This window comes from Modestobacter sp. SYSU DS0511, assembly GCF_054050755.1.
Window position 1 is genome coordinate 53,624 of record NZ_JBJGZY010000011.1, and the last position, 15,595, is coordinate 69,218.

The 15,595-nt window shown below is 74.3% G+C and carries 19 protein-coding genes; 11 read left to right on the forward strand and 8 right to left on the reverse strand.

The features are described 5' to 3' along the window. Window positions 1–111: 111 nt before the first annotated feature. Window positions 112–372, forward strand: coding sequence for a hypothetical protein (locus ACI783_RS07685; protein WP_457139884.1), 261 nt, complete (start codon window positions 112–114; stop codon window positions 370–372). 77 nt (window positions 373–449) lie between these two features. Here ACI783_RS07685 and ACI783_RS07690 read toward each other — a convergent pair whose 3' ends face one another. Next, complete coding sequence (locus ACI783_RS07690) at window positions 450–692, reverse strand: hypothetical protein (protein ID WP_457139885.1); 243 nt, start codon at window positions 690–692, stop codon at window positions 450–452. Window positions 693–847: 155 nt separating this feature from the next. Between ACI783_RS07690 and ACI783_RS07695 the strand changes: the two genes are divergently transcribed. Together ACI783_RS07695 and ACI783_RS07700 are read left to right on the forward strand one after the other, a co-directional pair. Next, entirely contained in the window at window positions 848–1,276 is a 429-nt protein-coding gene (locus ACI783_RS07695) for an Lrp/AsnC family transcriptional regulator (RefSeq protein ID WP_457078675.1), read from the forward strand. Beyond that, a complete protein-coding gene (locus ACI783_RS07700; protein ID WP_457139886.1) occupies window positions 1,269–1,649 on the forward strand; it encodes a DUF4229 domain-containing protein in 381 nt (126 codons plus the stop codon). Before ACI783_RS07695 ends, ACI783_RS07700 begins: the two co-directional genes overlap by 8 nt. Before the next feature lie 3 nt (window positions 1,650–1,652). On the opposite strand, the gene ACI783_RS07705 is transcribed toward ACI783_RS07700, so the two are convergent. Together ACI783_RS07705 and menE are read right to left on the reverse strand one after the other, a co-directional pair. Continuing rightward, window positions 1,653–2,522, reverse strand: coding sequence for a 1,4-dihydroxy-2-naphthoate polyprenyltransferase (locus ACI783_RS07705; RefSeq protein ID WP_457139887.1), 870 nt, complete (start codon window positions 2,520–2,522; stop codon window positions 1,653–1,655). Next, on the reverse strand, window positions 2,522–3,667 hold the full coding sequence (menE, locus tag ACI783_RS07710; RefSeq protein WP_457139888.1) for an o-succinylbenzoate--CoA ligase: 1,146 nt from the start codon (window positions 3,665–3,667) through the stop codon (window positions 2,522–2,524). Before menE ends, ACI783_RS07705 begins: the two co-directional genes overlap by 1 nt. Before the next feature lie 922 nt (window positions 3,668–4,589). Between menE and ACI783_RS07715 the strand changes: the two genes are divergently transcribed. The 3 genes from ACI783_RS07715 (at window position 4,590) to ACI783_RS07725 (ending at window position 5,848) form a co-directional block, all read left to right on the forward strand. Further along, entirely contained in the window at window positions 4,590–4,739 is a 150-nt protein-coding gene (locus tag ACI783_RS07715; RefSeq protein WP_457139889.1) for a hypothetical protein, read from the forward strand. Then, a complete protein-coding gene (locus tag ACI783_RS07720; RefSeq protein ID WP_457139890.1) occupies window positions 4,720–5,265 on the forward strand; it encodes an RHS repeat-associated core domain-containing protein in 546 nt (181 codons plus the stop codon). Before ACI783_RS07715 ends, ACI783_RS07720 begins: the two co-directional genes overlap by 20 nt. Before the next feature lie 127 nt (window positions 5,266–5,392). After that, window positions 5,393–5,848: a hypothetical protein gene (locus tag ACI783_RS07725; RefSeq protein ID WP_457139891.1), complete on the forward strand. Its 456-nt coding sequence runs from the start codon at window positions 5,393–5,395 to the stop codon at window positions 5,846–5,848. Between the two features lie 79 nt (window positions 5,849–5,927). Here ACI783_RS07725 and ACI783_RS07730 read toward each other — a convergent pair whose 3' ends face one another. From ACI783_RS07730 to ACI783_RS07740, 3 genes are all read right to left on the reverse strand, one after another. Next, on the reverse strand, window positions 5,928–6,233 hold the full coding sequence (locus tag ACI783_RS07730; protein WP_457139892.1) for a DUF4913 domain-containing protein: 306 nt from the start codon (window positions 6,231–6,233) through the stop codon (window positions 5,928–5,930). Beyond that, entirely contained in the window at window positions 6,188–6,367 is a 180-nt protein-coding gene (locus ACI783_RS07735; protein ID WP_457139893.1) for a hypothetical protein, read from the reverse strand. Before ACI783_RS07735 ends, ACI783_RS07730 begins: the two co-directional genes overlap by 46 nt. 295 nt (window positions 6,368–6,662) lie before the next feature. Beyond that, a complete protein-coding gene (locus ACI783_RS07740) occupies window positions 6,663–6,956 on the reverse strand; it encodes a TraG/TraD/VirD4 family protein (protein ID WP_457139894.1) in 294 nt (97 codons plus the stop codon). Between the two features lie 36 nt (window positions 6,957–6,992). Here ACI783_RS07740 and ACI783_RS07745 point away from each other — a divergent pair, with 36 nt between their 5' ends. Beyond that, entirely contained in the window at window positions 6,993–7,955 is a 963-nt protein-coding gene (locus tag ACI783_RS07745; RefSeq protein WP_457139895.1) for an o-succinylbenzoate synthase, read from the forward strand. Continuing rightward, complete coding sequence (gene menD / locus ACI783_RS07750) at window positions 7,952–9,715, forward strand: 2-succinyl-5-enolpyruvyl-6-hydroxy-3-cyclohexene-1-carboxylic-acid synthase (RefSeq protein ID WP_457139896.1); 1,764 nt, start codon at window positions 7,952–7,954, stop codon at window positions 9,713–9,715. The genes ACI783_RS07745 and menD overlap by 4 nt, the downstream gene beginning before the upstream one ends. Before the next feature lie 9 nt (window positions 9,716–9,724). Here menD and ACI783_RS07755 read toward each other — a convergent pair whose 3' ends face one another. Continuing rightward, window positions 9,725–12,409: a putative bifunctional diguanylate cyclase/phosphodiesterase gene (locus tag ACI783_RS07755; RefSeq protein WP_457139897.1), complete on the reverse strand. Its 2,685-nt coding sequence runs from the start codon at window positions 12,407–12,409 to the stop codon at window positions 9,725–9,727. An 81-nt stretch (window positions 12,410–12,490) separates the two neighbouring features. Beyond that, a complete protein-coding gene (locus ACI783_RS07760) occupies window positions 12,491–13,756 on the reverse strand; it encodes an isochorismate synthase (protein WP_457139898.1) in 1,266 nt (421 codons plus the stop codon). A 71-nt stretch (window positions 13,757–13,827) separates the two neighbouring features. Here ACI783_RS07760 and ACI783_RS07765 point away from each other — a divergent pair, with 71 nt between their 5' ends. The 3 genes from ACI783_RS07765 (at window position 13,828) to ACI783_RS07775 (ending at window position 15,593) form a co-directional block, all read left to right on the forward strand. Continuing rightward, window positions 13,828–14,511 (forward strand): demethylmenaquinone methyltransferase, encoded by a 684-nt coding sequence (locus ACI783_RS07765; RefSeq protein ID WP_457139899.1) that lies wholly within the window; start codon window positions 13,828–13,830, stop codon window positions 14,509–14,511. A 14-nt stretch (window positions 14,512–14,525) separates the two neighbouring features. After that, complete coding sequence (locus ACI783_RS07770; protein WP_457078656.1) at window positions 14,526–14,870, forward strand: hypothetical protein; 345 nt, start codon at window positions 14,526–14,528, stop codon at window positions 14,868–14,870. Window positions 14,871–15,230: 360 nt separating this feature from the next. After that, window positions 15,231–15,593 carry an NADH-quinone oxidoreductase subunit A gene (locus ACI783_RS07775; RefSeq protein ID WP_457139900.1) on the forward strand — a complete coding sequence of 121 codons (363 nt, stop codon included), beginning with the start codon at window positions 15,231–15,233 and terminating at the stop codon, window positions 15,591–15,593. The last annotated feature ends 2 nt before the right edge of the window (window positions 15,594–15,595 follow it).

A 15,595-nucleotide genomic window follows, 5' to 3' on the forward strand; every position in this document is an offset into this window, starting at 1 on the left:
CGATCGGGTGAAACCAGCCCGAGCGGAACGACGGTGGCTCGCGGCCTGCCCGCGGGACGTGCCATCCTCGGGTCATGACTGAACCCGGTGGAGTTCACTGTGGGTAGGCACGTGGCAGCTGAGGGCGCGTCGGTGCACCCGCTCGTCGCAGCGGCGTTGGAGCAGCGGCCGGAGGCGTCGGGTCCCCGGCACGCCGCCGGCCAGGGCGGCCTCGGCTGGCCGGGCGACCCGGCCGACGGCACGGGTCTGGGCTGGCCCGGCGACCTGGACACGGGCACCGACCGGGCGGAGGCGCCCGGGTCGGACGAGCTGGCCACCCCCCGGCGGGCCGGCTGGCGCCGGCTGTTCGGCGGCTCCCGCACCGCCGCGTAGCGCACCCCCGACGACGACGCGAGCCGTCGGCCACCACCCGGAGGCCGACGGCTCGCGTCGTCAGGAGGGGCGCCGGGTCAGCTCAGGCTGCCGTCGTCCCGTCGGGCCCGTCGCTCGAGCTCCCGGAGGAACTCCGGGTCGTCGTCGGGCGCCACCGGCCGGGTCGGGCGCTGCGCCCGGGGTGGCCGGGGCGGCCGGGGCCCGGCACCGGGCCGGCCGATCCCACCCGAGCCGCCGGCGCCCCCGCTCTGGGCCGCGGCAGCCCGCATCACGAGCACGACCACCACGGCAGCGATCACCAGCATCACCAGGAAGACCATCGGTCCACCCCCCTCGTCAGCACCCAATGTACGACCGCGCCGATACTGGTACCCGGTGATCTCGCGCCCCAGGGTGCGGGTCCACAGACCGGGCACAGCGGCTCCTCAGGCGCCGGGTGCGACCACGGCAGGACCGGAGGGGCGTCATCGACGCGGTGGACGAGCAGCTGATCGCGCTGCTGGGGGCGAACGGGCGGGCCAGCTACGCCGAACTCGCCCGGCAGGTGGGGCTGTCGGCGCCCTCGGTGCACGAGCGCGTGGGCAAGCTGGAGGCCGCCGGGGTGATCACCGGCTACCGCGCGGTGGTCGACCCCGCGGCGGTGGGCCTGGGGGTGACCGCGCTGGTCGGCGTGATCGAGAGCGACCAGGTCGACGACGTCGGCCTGGAGGAGGCGCTGGCCGCGCTGCCCCCGGTGGAGGACTGCTGGCGGGTGGCCGGGAGCGAGGGCTACGTGCTCAAGGTGCGGGTGCCCGACATCCCGGCGCTGGAGGACACCATCAGTGCCATCAACCGGATCCGCGGCGTCGCCCGCACGCGGACGACGGTCGTCCTCTCCACCAAGTGGGAGGGTCGCCGTGGCTGACGACAGGAACGTCGGGCAGCGGGTCACCCCCGCTGCGACCAAGGGGAGGGACGTCGTGGCTGACGACGCGCAGGCACCGGTGAACCCGGTGGGGCCGACCGGCGGGCCGGCGGAGCCGCCGCCGCTGGTGCCCTGGCTGCTGGCCTACACCTTCGCCCGGCTGGCGATCGTCGCCGCGCTGGTGGCGCTGATCTGGGTGCTCGGCCTGCCGGGTTTCCCGGCGCTGCTGTTCGGTCTGCTGCTGGGCATGCCGGTGGCCTACCTGGCGCTGCGGCCGATGCGCGACCGGCTCACCGAAGCGATCGCCGCGCGCAGCATCCGCAAGCAGCAGCTCCGCGCGGAGCTCCGCGGCGACGACGCCGCCGCGTCCTGATCCTCAGCTGAGGGCGAGGCCGACGGCCAGCAGCACGCCCACGGCGAGGGTGAGCCGGCCGGTGCCCTGCAGCGCGCCGATCAGCGCGGGGCCGCGGCCGCCGGTGAGCACGGTGCGCACCGGCGGCACGGCCAGCGGTGCGGCGAGAAGGGCCAGCAGTGCCCACGGCCGGGCCAGGCCGATGAGCGCGATCGCGGCGAAGACGACGACCAGCAGCCCGGTGAAGAACAGCCGGGTGCGGCCCTCGCCGAGCAGCACCGCCAGGGTGCGCTTGCCGACGGCGGCGTCGCCGTGCACGTCGCGCAGGTTGTTGACCACCAGCAGCGCCACCGAGCACAGCCCGATCGGCACGGCGGCCGCGAACGCCAGCCCGTCCAGCGACTCGGTCTGGGCGAACGTCGTCCCGACGACGGCGACCAGGCCGAAGAAGACGAAGACGAACACCTCGCCCAGCGCCCGGTAGCCGTAGGGGATCGGGCCGCCGGTGTAGGTCCAGGCGGCCAGGATGCTCACCGCACCGACGGCGACCAGCCACCAGCTGGACAGCGCGGCCAGCGCCAGGCCGGCCACCGCGGCGACGGCGAAGGCGATCATCGCCGCGACCAGCACCTGCCGGGCGGTCGCGGCGCCGGAGCCGACCAGCCGCATCGGGCCCACCCGGTCGGCGTCGGTGCCGCGCTTGCCGTCGGAGTGGTCGTTGGCGTAGTTCACCGCGACCTGCAGGGCGAGCGCGACGAGCAGCGCCAGCAGCGCCGGGGCGAGCCGGAACCCGTCGAGCGCGGCGGCCACCCCGCTGCCGACGAACACCGGCGCGAGGGCGGCGGGCAGGGTGCGGGGGCGGGCGCCCGCCAGCCACTGGGCGGGGGTCGCCATCAGTCGGTTCCTCTCAGCGTGCGTGCGACACCACGGCGGTCGGGCTTGCCGGTGTGCAGGGTCGGGACGGCGTCGATCAGGTGCAGGTCCTTGGGCGCGGCGGCGGCGCCGAGCCGGTCGGCCACCCAGGGCCGCAGCTGCGCGAGCTCGGGCGCGGCGCCGGGGGCCGGAACGACGGCGGCGACCACCCGCTGGCCCCACTCCGGGTCGGTCAGGCCGGTGACGACGGCGTCGGCGACCGACGGGTGCTCACGCAGCGCCGCCTCGACCGCCTGGGGTGACACGTTCACGCCGCCGCTGATCACGACGTCGTCCAGCCGGCCGTGCACGGTCAGCACGCCGTCGGCGGACAGCGTTCCGGCGTCCCGGGTGCGGAACCAGCCGTCGTGGAAGGCCGCGGCGGTGGCTGCCGGGTCGCGCCGGTACCCGTGCGCCAGCACCGGCCCGGCCAGCTCGATCCCGTCGGCCACCCGCACCGAGACGCCGTCCAGCGGCACCCCGTCGTAGACGCAGCCGCCGGCGGTCTCGCTCATCCCGTAGGTCGTGCGCACGCGCACCCCCGCTGCCCGAGCTTCGGCCAGCAGCGCGGCGTCGGTGGCCGCACCGCCGACCAGCACGGCGTCGAAGGACGTCAGCGCGTCCGGCTCCTCGGCCAGGTACCGGCGCAGCTGGGTGGGCACCAGGGAGGTGTACCGGCGGTCCCCGGCCGGCAGCCGGGCAGCGGCGACGGCCAGCGGCTCCCCGCGGCCCAGCACCACCGGCTCCCGGCCGGCCAGTGCGCTGCGCACCAGCACCTGCAGTCCGCCGACGGCGGAGACCGGCAGCGCCAGCAGCCAGCTGCCGGGGCCGCCCAGCCGGTCCAGCGTGGCGGCGGCGGAAGCGCGCAGCGCCGCGGCGGACAGCAGCACGCCCTTTCCGCCGCCGGTCGAGCCGGAGGTCACCACGACCAGGTCGGTGCCCGGCTCGAGTGGCTCGTCGGGGCGCAGCACCTCGCGGGCGACGGCCGCCGGGCCGTCGCCGGCGGGCAGCACGGCCAGCGGGGAGTCGCCCTCGAGGGCGGCGCGCAGTGCGGGCCACACGGTGCCCAGCACCGCGGCCGGGTCGGTGGAGACAGGTGCCGGCACGAGGGTCAGCTGCCGGGACACGAGGAGCCACGGTACTGCGCACCGGCCGAACCCCCAGGGGTCGCCGGTCGGCGGGGCCTGCTGGGCTCGGTGCGGATGAGGCCGGCGCTGAACAGCTCGGCGGCTGCTTACCGCTCTCGCGTACCCCGTGTCGTGGGAGGCCCCGGAGACCTCACGTCGGTGCTGGCCCCTGCGGCGACTACTGCTGAGTAAGGTCCCGATCGTGGTTCTCGCTGCCGCTGCCGCTGCCGCTGCCGCTGCCGCTGCCGCTGCCGCTGCCGCTGTGGCACTGGCCATTGGGCTGTTCCTTGTGCCCTCCCGCCGATCGGGTGGGGCGAAGTTGGCCGAGCAGGAGTCGCAGAACCGAAGGGCTCGCGGCTGCCTGACCACCCGCGCTTTGGGCACGCCGACCAGAACGCTCGCGTCCAGGGGGTTGGCGGTGCCGTCATGGCCGTAGCCGGCGTCGCAATGGTCATCATCGGTTTAGCCACTGGGTGAGACCGAGGTGTCGCTCGGGCAGGAGTCAGGGCGTCGGCTCACGAGCGGGACCACTCCTCAGAGAGCGGTTCCTGCGCTCAGGCGCGTCGGTCGCGGTGCCAGGACCTCTGGTCTTGGTGCGGCGGGCCTGGGGACGCTGCAGTAGCCGACCCGATTGCCGGATACGTGACCTGACATGAGGGGCCTGGATGAGTGGCCGGAAGCACTGGATGGACACCGGAAACACCGCCGGTCGGCGCGTGGGGGCCATCACGGTCACTCTGGTGTCCTCTGCCCTCCTGGTCGGTGCCCTGTTCGCTGACGTCTCCGGGACGATCAGGGGACTGTGCCTCGGAGTGGGCCTGCTTGGTGCCATCCTCGGCCTCTACGCCTTTCGGCAGTTGAGTGAGATCAGACGACGCGAGGATGGAGGCGCGAAGTGAAGGCCGGTACGCCTCTCCATCTGGTGACGATCATCATCGGTGCTGGACTGGTCGCTGCCGCCATCGTTCTCGACCTCGGTCTCGTGGTCACGGTCATCGGCATAGTCGCGGTGGTGGCTGCGGGGATCGCTCTGGTATTTGCCACCACAGGCCGTGGCGGCACGCCCCAATAGGCTGCCCTCTGAAACCTGCCGGGTCGGCGGCTCCAGCTACTACTTCATCGCCGACCGACAGGGCAGCACCATCGCCGTGGTCGACCCCACCGGCGCGGTGAAGAACACCTACTCGTACGACCCCTACGGCGCCTCCCGCACCAAGACCGAAGCAGTCAACAACCCATGGCAGTACATCGGAGGTCAACTCGACAGCGCTGGCCTGTACCACTTGCAGGCGCGCTATTACGACCCGGTGGTCGGACGTTTTACCCAGCCTGACCCAACTGGTCAGGACGCTCAGGCGTACGGGTGTGGAAGCAGCGACCCTGTGAACTTCTCAGACGCGACGGGCGAAGTCGCTGTGCTCATCCCTCTGGCGCTAATCGGCCTTCAGGTCGGGGCCGGCTGTGGCGAGTGTGACAGCTCGGGCGGCGGGAGCAACTGCAAAGAGCTTTGTGCAAAACACATCCGTGCAGCGAGGTATCATCTCCGCAGCCAAGTCGGCGAAGGCGTCCGGTGGCCTGTCGCGGCAAGCTGGAGATGATCTGGCTGCGAGTGCTAGGGCGGTAGCGATTCCGAGAAGTCACGGTCCGTCAACGACCACCCGTGGTGCGTCCCATACCTGCGTCGGTCCGGTGCGGCACATCCCCCTTTGCTGAAGGCTTAGTCAAATGTCGACCGCTTCCCTGCTATTCAGTCTCGCCGCTTCTGTAGAAGCTTCTGAATATTCTTCAGCGAGTTTCACTGTCTTCGGTTACGGAGACGAGTTTGAAGTGGCATTTGAGGCGGAAGACCCTGATGCCCTCCTGCCTAGGGTGTTGGCGCCAACAATGCAAGAAGTCCTTGAGGCTGCACAGCTTCGGGCAGAGGAAATTGCGCCTGGTTGGATTTCTGTAGATCAGCCGGAGGCGTCAGTGCGGCCTGAGGAAAGGGCGTTGGTCGACCGAGCCATCATGTCTCTAGTGAGCGCGAACTTCAGCCTAAGCTACGTGCCGCGCTCAATGGTTACAGCCGGCCCATCGTGGGAACTGTCGATAAATGTTGAAGATGAGGAGGGGGGCATAGTGTTCATGGCGCCGACTCTTCTTCAGACGCTTAACGATTTTACGCAAGGTTTCGCCGGGTGAAACTTGTTGCAGGCGGAGGAGATGGCCGGGTGGGACGGTGATGTCCCATCGGAACAACTTGTCCGGTCTGAGCGACTCGTTACTGGCGAGTGAGGAGGTTCTCCCGTGGGTGGAGTAGTGGGAGCGGGCGAAGTCGTTCTCCGTGGTCACGCTCGGGATGGCAGCCCTTAAAGGGACCGAGATCGGAGTCGGTAAGGATCCGCATGTGGTGGTCAGCGTGGTCGCGCAGCCACACGGGCATGCCGGTGACCGCGTCCAGGCGCAGGTGCTCCCAGGACCGCCACATCGCCTTCAGCCGCACGATCGCCTCCGCATGCTTCCACCAGGCAGGGCACCAGGTCAGGTGCCGGCCATCGACCGGGCGGCACCAGCTTGTGGCCAGCAATCCAGTGACGAATCAAGTGTCGGGTACACCAGCTGCGGCCCGGGCTCGGGATTGGCCGGCTCATCGGCGTGGTCGACCGGCGGGTGCTCGATGGGTGCGGTGTCGTCGTCGGGCCACTCGTCGACGTCGCTCATGTTGATCCAATCTCGCGGGCACCGGTGACGAGGACGGCGTAGCGCGGGACGGGTCGTGCGCCTCGATCGAGGCCCTGATCGCCGGAGCTTCGGGGCTGTCCATCCAAGGCAGCGTGCGGACGAGCACCGGGGGGACGCCGGAGGCGAACAACACGGCGCGGAACCGCGGCATGGAGCCCAGGTCGGAGACGTCCAGGACTCGGTCGCGGCGCAGGTTGCGGCTGGTGGTGGTGTGCCCGCGGCTGCGGGAGGTGGAGACGGTGTCGACGTCGACCTACCCGATGAGCGTGGACAGCTAGGTGAGGAACTCGATCTCGGAGACGCCGCCGCCGTAGATCTTGACGTTGGCTGCTGACCATAGCTTGCGCATGCCGTTGCGGCCCCAGACCTCCACGCCCTGGGACCAGGCCTGCAGGATCGTGAGGATGGTGATGCCGCGCGACCCGTAGTGGGAGTAGAGATCGGGGAGGTTGTGCCAACGGCACACGTTCGCGGCCTCATCCAGCACGGCGACCAGTCCAGCTGGGCAGCTAGCCGTGGCATCCCGCCCCCGGACTGTGCCGCCAAGCCCACGCCTGACAGCTGTCATCGCCAGTGGGCCCCGGGTGCGCTCTAGGCTGAGCGGGTGATCGCCCCGGCAGCCGGCGGCGCCGGTACGGCGCTGGAGGCGCACGTCTACCGCCTGCCGCTGCGCAACCGGTTCCGCGGGCTGGACGTGCGCGACGGCGTGCTGGTCCGCGGCCCGGCCGGCTGGGGCGAGTTCTCCCCGTTCTGGGACTACGACGTCGCCGAGAGCCGGCGCTGGTGGGCCAGCGCGCACGAGGCCGCGGTGCTCGGCTGGCCCGACCCGGTGCGCGGCACCGTGCCGGTGAACGTGACGGTGCCGGCGGTCGGCCCCGAGCGGGCGCACGAGATCGTGCTCGCCTCGGGCTGCCGGACGGCGAAGGTGAAGGTCGCCGAGCGCGGGCAGACGCTCGCCGACGACCTCGCCCGGGTCGAGGCGGTCCGCGACGCGCTGGGGCCCGCCGGCGCGATCCGGGTCGACGCGAACGCCGCCTGGGACGTCGACACCGCCGCCGACCGGCTGCGCGCCCTGGACCGGTTCGGCCTGGAGTACGCCGAGCAGCCGGTGGCCACGGTCGAGGAGCTGGCCGCGCTGCGCCGCCGGGTCGACGTGCGGATCGCCGCCGACGAGGTGGTCCGCCGCGCGGTCGACCCCCGCCGGGTGCCGTTGCGGGAGGCCGCCGACGTCGTCGTCCTCAAGGTGCAGCCGCTGGGTGGGGTCCGGGCCGCGCTGGAGGTGGCCGAGGCGCACGGGCTGCCGTGCGTGGTCTCCTCGGCGCTGGAGAGCTCCGTGGGCATCGCCGCCGGGGTCGCCCTGGCGGCGGCGCTGCCGGAGCTGCCGTTCGCCTGCGGGCTGGCGACGGTCGCGCTGTTCACCGCCGACGTCGCCAGCGAGCCGCTGCTGCCGGTCGACGGCGCGCTGCCGGTGACCCGCTCGGTGCCCGACCGGCTGGCCGCGACCACCGCGGACCCGGAGACCGAGCGGCGCTGGCGCGAACGGCTCGCCGCGGTGCAGGCGCCGTGAACCCGGCCACCGCCTTCGCCCGGGTGCTCGTCGACGAGCTGGTCCGCGGCGGGGTCACCGACGCGGTCGTCTCACCCGGCTCCCGGTCCGCCCCGGTGGCGCTCGCCCTCGCCGACGCCGAGACCGCCGGCCGGCTGCGGCTGCACGTGCGCATCGACGAGCGGACGGCGGCGTTCCTCGCGCTGGGGCTGGCCAAGGCCGGCGGGGGCCCGGTGCCGGTGCTCACCACCTCCGGCACGGCGACCGCGCACCTGCACGCCGCGGTGCTGGAGGCCGACGCCAGCGGGGTGCCGCTGCTCGCCCTGACCGCCGACCGGCCGCCGGAGCTGCGGTCGACCGGGGCGAACCAGACCATCGAGCAGCCCGGGCTCTACGGCCGGGCGGTGCGCTGGGCCGCCGACGTCGGGGTGCCCGAGGCCGGGCGCGAGGTGGCGCAGAACCGGTACTGGCGCTCGCTGGTGGCCAAGGCGCTGCTGGTGGCCCGCGGCGAGCTGTCCGGCGACCCCGGCCCGGTGCACCTGAACCTGGCGCTGCGCGAGCCGCTGCTGCCCGACGACGTCACCCCCGGCGTCCGCCCGCCGCTGCCCGGCGGCCCGTTCGCCGGCCGCCCGGACGGCGCGCCGTGGACCGCTGCCGTGCCCGGCGGCGCGTCACGTGGGGCCCCGCTCACCGGGCCCGACCCGGCCGGGGCGCGCACCCTGCTCATCGCCGGCGACGCGCCGCTCGGTGTCGGCCGGGCCGCCGCCGTCCTCGCCGACCAGCGGGGCTGGCCGGTGCTCGCCGAGCCCAGCAGCGGCGCGTGGGGCGCGGCCGGCGCGCTGCGCGGGCCGGCGCTGCTGCTGGGGGCGCCGGAGTGGCTGGCCGAGCACCGGCCCGACCGGGTGCTGGTGGTCGGCCGCCCGACGCTGTCCCGCCCGGTCTCCGCGCTGCTCGCCGACCCCGACGTGCTGGTCGAGACCTACGCCCCGGCGCCCCGCTGGGCCGATCCCGGCCGGGGGAGCACGCTGGTCGGCAGCGCGCACCTGGACCCGGGCAGCTCCTGGCGGGAGGGCGGCCCGCGCGCGGGGCGCGGCTGGGCGGCCGAGTGGTCGTCGGCCGCCGAGCGGGTGGGCGTCGCCGTCGACGCGCTGCTCGACGACCGGCCCGGGCGGGCGCTCACCGCCGCGCGGCTGGCGCGCGACGTGGTCGCCACCCTCCCGGCGGGGGCGCTGCTGGTGCTCGGGTCGTCGACTCCGGTCCGCGACGTCGACCGGCTGGCGGTGCCCCGGCCGGGCCTCACCGTGCTGGCCAACCGCGGCGTCGCCGGCATCGACGGCACCGTCTCCACCGCCGTCGGCGCCGCCCTGGCGCACCAGGGGGCCGGTGGCGGCCCGGCGTTCGCGCTGATGGGTGACCTGACGTTCCTGCACGACCTCACCGGGCTGCTCACCGGGGAGGGCGAGCGGCAGCCGGACCTCACCGTCGTGGTGCCGGACAACGACGGCGGCGGCATCTTCGCCCAGCTCGAGCCCGGCCAGCCGCAGTACGCCGCCGGCTACCGGCGGGTGTTCGGCACCCCGCACGGGCGCGACCTGGTGGCGGTGGCCCGGTCGCTGGGCTGGGCGGCCACCGCGGTCGCCGACCCCGAGCAGCTGGTCGCGGCGCTGAGCGCGGGCGGGCCGCGGGTCGTCGTGGTCCGCACGGACGCCGCGGCCGAGGCCGAACTGGCCGGGCAGCTACGTGCGGCGGCGGCGACGGCGCTGAGCGTCGCCCGGGGCTGACCGGCCGCCTCAGGCCTGGGCGCGGGGCGCCGGGCTCGACTCGCGCAGGAGCAGCAGCTCCGCCTCCGCCTCCTCCAGCGGTGTGGCGAACAGGTAGCCCTGCGCCAGGTCGCAGCGCTCGGCGCGCAGCCGGTCCCGCTGGGCAGCGGTCTCGACCCCCTCGGCCACCACCTCCAGCCGCAGCGTGCGGCCCAGCTGGACCAGACCGTGCACGATCGCCGCGTCGTCCGGGGAACCGTCGAGCAGGCTGACGAACGAGCGGTCGATCTTGAGCACGTCGACGTCGAACTGGCGCAGCCAGCTCAGCGACGAGTAGCCGGTGCCGAAGTCGTCCAGCGCCAGGCGGGTGCCCAGCGCGCGCAGCTCGGCGAGCCGCTCGGCGACCGCGGACCGGTCGGTGACCAGCGCCGTCTCGGTGACCTCCAGCACGAGCGACGAGGGCACGGTGCCGCTGGCGGACAGCGCCTCGGCGACGTGCCCGACCAGCGTGCCGCCGGCCAGCTGACGCGGTGAGACGTTGACCGCCATCGACAGCGGGGTGCTGCGCGGGTGGGCACGCTGCCAGCGGGCGGCGGTGCGGGTGGCCTCGGCGAGCACCCAGCGGCCGATCGGCACGATCAGCCCGGAGTCCTCGGCGACCGGGACGAACCGGTCCGGCCCGATCGGGCCGAGCACCGGGTGGTGCCAGCGCAGCAGCGCCTCGAAGCCGACGACCCGCTCGGTGGCCAGGCAGACCACCGGTTGGTAGACCAGCCGCAGCTGCCCGGCGTCCAGCGCACCGGCCAGCTGGCGCTCCAGCTCGATCCGCTCCAGCGCGGCCGCGCGCATCTCCGGGTCGAAGACCACCCACTGCGCCCGGCCGGCGGACTTGGCCCGGTACATGGCGATGTCGGCGTCCCGGAACAGCGACAGCGGGGTCGCCGACGCCTCCGCGGCGACGATGCCGATGCTGGCGGCCACCGAGACCCGGTGCCCGCCGAGGTCGATCGGTGCCCCGATCACGTCCAGCAGCCGCTGGGCGAGTTGGGCTGCCTCGGGCAGCCCCCCGCGGGTGTCGTCGACCAGGACGGCGAACTCGTCACCACCCAGCCGGGCCACGGTGTCCGCACCGCGGACGGCGTCCCGCAGCCGGTGCCCGACGGTGCGCAGCAGGTCGTCGCCGGCCAGGTGGCCGAGGCTGTCGTTGACGTCCTTGAACCCGTCGAGGTCCAGGCACAGCACGATCGGCGGGGTGCCCGTGCGGCCGGCCCGGCGCAGCGCCTGCTCGGTGTGGTCCAGGAAGAGCGAGCGGTTGGCCAGCCCGGTCAGCGCGTCGTAGAACGCCTGGTGGGCCAGCTCCTGCTCGGCGAGCTTGCGGGCGGTGATGTCGTAGACGCTCACCACGATGCCGCCCACGTCCGGGTCGTCGACCAGGTCGACGGCGCGGCCACCCAGCCAGACGGTGCCGCCGTCGGGGTGGCCGCCCCGCAGCTCCAGCTCCGACGGGGTGCCCTTCTGCTGCCGGGCCCGGGCCAGCACGGCCAGCACGTCGGCGGGGTCGACGCCGATCGCGGCCAGCATCGCCGGCAGTGAGTCGCCGGCGACGCCCGGCTGGCCGAGCAGCTCGGCCATCGACCGGGAGTCGGCCACCAGCCGCCCTGCCGGGTCCACGACCACGACCCCGTCGGAGGAGTTCACGGCGAGGGCCTCGGACCGGCGGGCCTGGGAGCGGACCAGCGCCCGGGAGCGTGCGCTCTCGGTCAGCAGCCGCTGCGCCCGGATCACGACCAGGACGGTGAGGGCGAGGGTGGCCAGCAGCCCCGGCAGCGGATCCAGGTCCTCCCCCTCCAGCCACGCCTCGAGCTCCAGGACGCTCGGCACGAGCAGCGGCAGGAAGGCCAGCGTCATCCGCCAGCGGCCCACGACGGCGTGGTGCGGGCGCGGGGTCGCCCTCGCGCTCCTGCGGGAGGTCCACGTCGAGAGGGCGAGCAGCACCGAGCCGACCAGCCAACCGGCGTCCAGCCAGCCGCTGGCGGTGTCCGCGTCGCCGATCACGAGCCATCCCAGGTCCGAGCCCAGCCACGCGGCGGTCCCCAGGGCGAGCAGCAGCGGGGACGCGCCCAGCCGGCGGTAGAGCACGGCCCCCCGGACGACCAGCCCCAGGGCCACGGCGTCCAGGACGGGGTAGGACGCCCAGACGACCCGGGTCTCCAGGGCGAGCGAGGCGTCGAACAGCGTGGTCCGCACGGAGGCCTGCCAGACCACCAGCAGGGCGATGACGAGCATGGACGTGCCGTCGAGCACGGAGTGGAAGCGGGCCCGGGTGCTCGGCCCCCCGTCGTGCCCGAGCCTGAGCAGTGCGGCCGCCAGGGCGATGTAGGAGCCGATGTAGGCCACGTCCGCCACCGAGACGTCCAGCGCGCTGCCGTGGGCGGTGGTGACCAGCTGCCAGAGCAGGTCGCCGAGGGCGTTGAGGGTCAACGCCACGGCGAGCCATCGGCTGGTCGACGAGCGCGGTTCCCGCCGAGCCCCGATCCACGCGGCGATCGCGGACCCGGTGCTGACCACCAGGAAGCTGACGGCGGACGACGGCGTGCCCTCGGTCAGCGCAGCCGACAGCACGAGGCTGGCCGCGAGGCCCAGCACGGCGACGCCGGCCACCGTCGGGCGCCGGTGGGCCGGCGACGGCGACGGCGCAGGGGCGGCGGGCAACACCTGTGAGACGTCGGCCGGGAGCCGCCCCGTCTTGACCCCACCGGCGAGGGCTCCGCTCTTCCGGGTGACCCGGTGGGCTGCTCAGTCCTCCAGGGCTGCCTGCACGGCCGCGAACTTCGCCTGCGTCTCGGCGAGCTCGGCCGCCGCGTCGGAGCCGGAGACGATCCCGCAGCCGGCGAACAGCCGCGCCTGCCGGCCGCCCTCGCTGCCGGTCAGCTGGGCGCAGCGCAGGGCCAGCCCGAACTCGCCGTCGCCGCGGGCGTCGAGCCAGCCGACCGGGCCGGCGTACCGGCCGCGGCCCATGCCCTCGAGCTCGCCGATCAGCGCCGCGGCGCGGTCGGTCGGGGTGCCGCAGACCGCCGCCGTGGGGTGCACGGCGGAGACGAGCTCCAGCAGGTCGGCGTCGCCGTGCTGGCGGCCGTGCACGTCGGTGGCCAGGTGGCGGACGTTGGGCAGGGTCAGCAGCGACGGGCCGGGCGGGACGTCCATCGACGAGCAGTAGGGGCGCAGCGCGTCGACCAGGGAGCGGACGGCGTAGCCGTGCTCGGCGAGGTCCTTGACGGAGTGCTCCAGCGCGACGGCGAGCCGCTCGTCCTCGGCTCCCGCGCCGCGCGGAGCGGTGCCGGCGAGCACCCGGGCGGAGAGCTGGTCACCGGTGCGGCGCAGCAGCAGCTCCGGGGTGGCGCCGAGCAGGCCGTCGACGGCGAAGGTCCAGCAGTCGGGGAAGCGCTCGGCCAGGCGGAGCAGCAGCCGGCGGGGGTCGATCGGCTCGTCGGCGCTGACCAGCAGGTCGCGGGCGAGCACCACCTTGTCCAGCGCCCCGGCGTCGATCCGGGCGACCGCGGCCTCGACGGCGGCGCACCAGGTGGCCGGGTCCAGCGACCCGTCGGCGTAGCGGAGCTGGCCGATCGACGTCGTCGTCACCGACGGCGAGGTCTCCACGACCGCCCGCTCCTCGGCGCCGGCGTCCCCGGTGACGGTGACCCAGGTGGCGCCGTCGCGCCGGCCGACCACCACCTCCGGGACGACGAACACCGAGCTGGACGCCGCCGGGTCGAAGGCGATGGAGGCGAAGACCACCGGGCCGGACCCGGGGACGCCCACCGGGTCGTGCACCTCGGTGCGGGCACAGCGATCGGCCCACCAGGCGGCGGCGGTGGCCAGCGCGTCGGGGCCGGAGACCTCCAGCCGGTCGGCCTCGCCCCAGCCGACCAGCCCCTCGCCGCGGCGGACCCAGGCCAGGGCGCCGTCGGAGGGGACCAGGGTGAGCAGCGGGGTGCGCCGCCGGCCCAGCGCGGTGGTGGTCACGGCAGCCTGGGTGGTCGGGGAGGGGGCTGCCGGGCTCACCGCTCCAGGGTAGGAGGCGCGCAGGTAGCGTCCCCGGGGTGGCGACCGGTGGACGACCTGACGGGGGAGGCGTGCGCGCCGGGCTGGACAAGGCCCCGGCCGACGTCGCGGCGATGTTCGACCGGGTCGCCGGGCGCTACGACCTGACCAACACCGTCCTCTCGGGCGGGCTGGACAGCGGCTGGCGGCGGGCCACCCGCGAGGCCCTGGACCCCCGGCCGGGCTCGACGGTGCTGGACGTCGCGGCCGGGACGGCGGTCTCCACGGTCGAGCTCGCGGCGGGGGGCGTGCGCGCCATCGCCTGCGACTTTTCCCAGGGGATGCTGCGCGCCGGGGCATCGCGCCCGGTGCCGAAGGTGGCCGGTGACGCGATGGCGCTGCCGCTGGCCGACGAGAGCGTCGACGGGGTGGTCATCTCCTTCGGGCTGCGGAACGTCGCCGACCCGCGGCAGGCGCTGCGCGAGTTCCGCCGGGTCACCCGGCCCGGCGGGCGCCTGGTGGTCTGCGAGTTCTCCCGGCCGACGTGGGCGCCGTTCCGCACCGTCTACACCGAGTACCTGATGCGGGCGCTGCCCTCGATCGCGCGGGCGGTCAGCAGCAACCCGGAGGCCTACGTCTACCTGGCCGAGTCGATCCGGGCGTGGCCGGCGCAGCCGGAGCTGGCGATCTGGCTGCAGGAGTCCGGCTGGGGCGACGTCGCCTGGCGGAACCTGACCGGCGGGGTCGTCGCCCTGCACCGCGGCACCCGCGCCTGACCTCGCCGCAGGCCATGGCTCGATCCTCCCGCCGTGCGCAGCTGCTGATCGGCGTCTCCCTCGTGGCTGTCCTCGGCCTCGCGGGCTGGGCCTGGGGAGCCGGTGGCCCGGCGGTGCTCCTGGTCTTCGGGCCGGCCGTGGCCGGCGCGCTCCTCGCGCTCGCGGCCGAACGGGCCAGCCGGACGATGATGGCTCCCGCGGTCACCGCCGGCGTGGGTGCGGCGTCGCTCGTGTGGGGGCTGGTCACGCTGGCGGGCGGCGGCCTCCATCTCCTGGTGCCCGCCGGTCTCCTGGTGGTCGCCGCCCTGGTCTCGTGGGTCGACCGGCGGCCGCGCGCCCGTGCGCGGGCGCGGACCTGAGCCGAAGCGCAAGAGCGATCTCGGACGCACGCAGCTCGGCAGCCGGGGTGCAGCGCCGGTGCGCGGCGAGATCTGCGATCTTGTGGCCACCTGGGCCGGGAAGCCACGAGATCGCAGATCTCGCGCGGCCCCGAGCGCGGTCGGTCTCGACCCGCTGTGTGAACTCGATCACCGAAGGTCCTGGTGTTCCGGTGGCCGTCTGTCATAGGCTTCGACCGCTCGACTTTGTGAAGTAGTTCACAAGCGTCCGCCCGGTCCGCCGGGTGGAGGAGAGGTCGCCGCCGTGGTCTGCACAGCGAGGTGCACACGCGAGACCGCCCCGGCGCGTGCCCATCGCGCGCCCCGAGGGGGTGGCCGCTGATGCTGTCCACCTACGCGCCGATCGTCGGCCTCTTCGTCCTCGCCGCGGGCTTCGCGCTCTTCTCGGTCACCGTCGCGCCGTTCGTCGGCCCGCGCCGGTACAACCGCGCGAAGCTGCAGGCCTACGAGTGCGGCATCGAGCCGGTCGACCAGCCGCTCACCGGTGGCCGCTTCCCGGTGAAGTACTACCTGACCGCGATGTTGTTCATCGTCTTCGACATCGAGATCGTCTTCCTCTACCCGTGGGCGGTCGCCAACGACGCGCTGGGCCTGTGGGGTCTCGGCGCGATGGCCCTGTTCATCGGCACCGTCTTCATCGCCTTCGCCTACGAGTGGCGCCGCGGAGGCCTCGAGTGGGACTGACA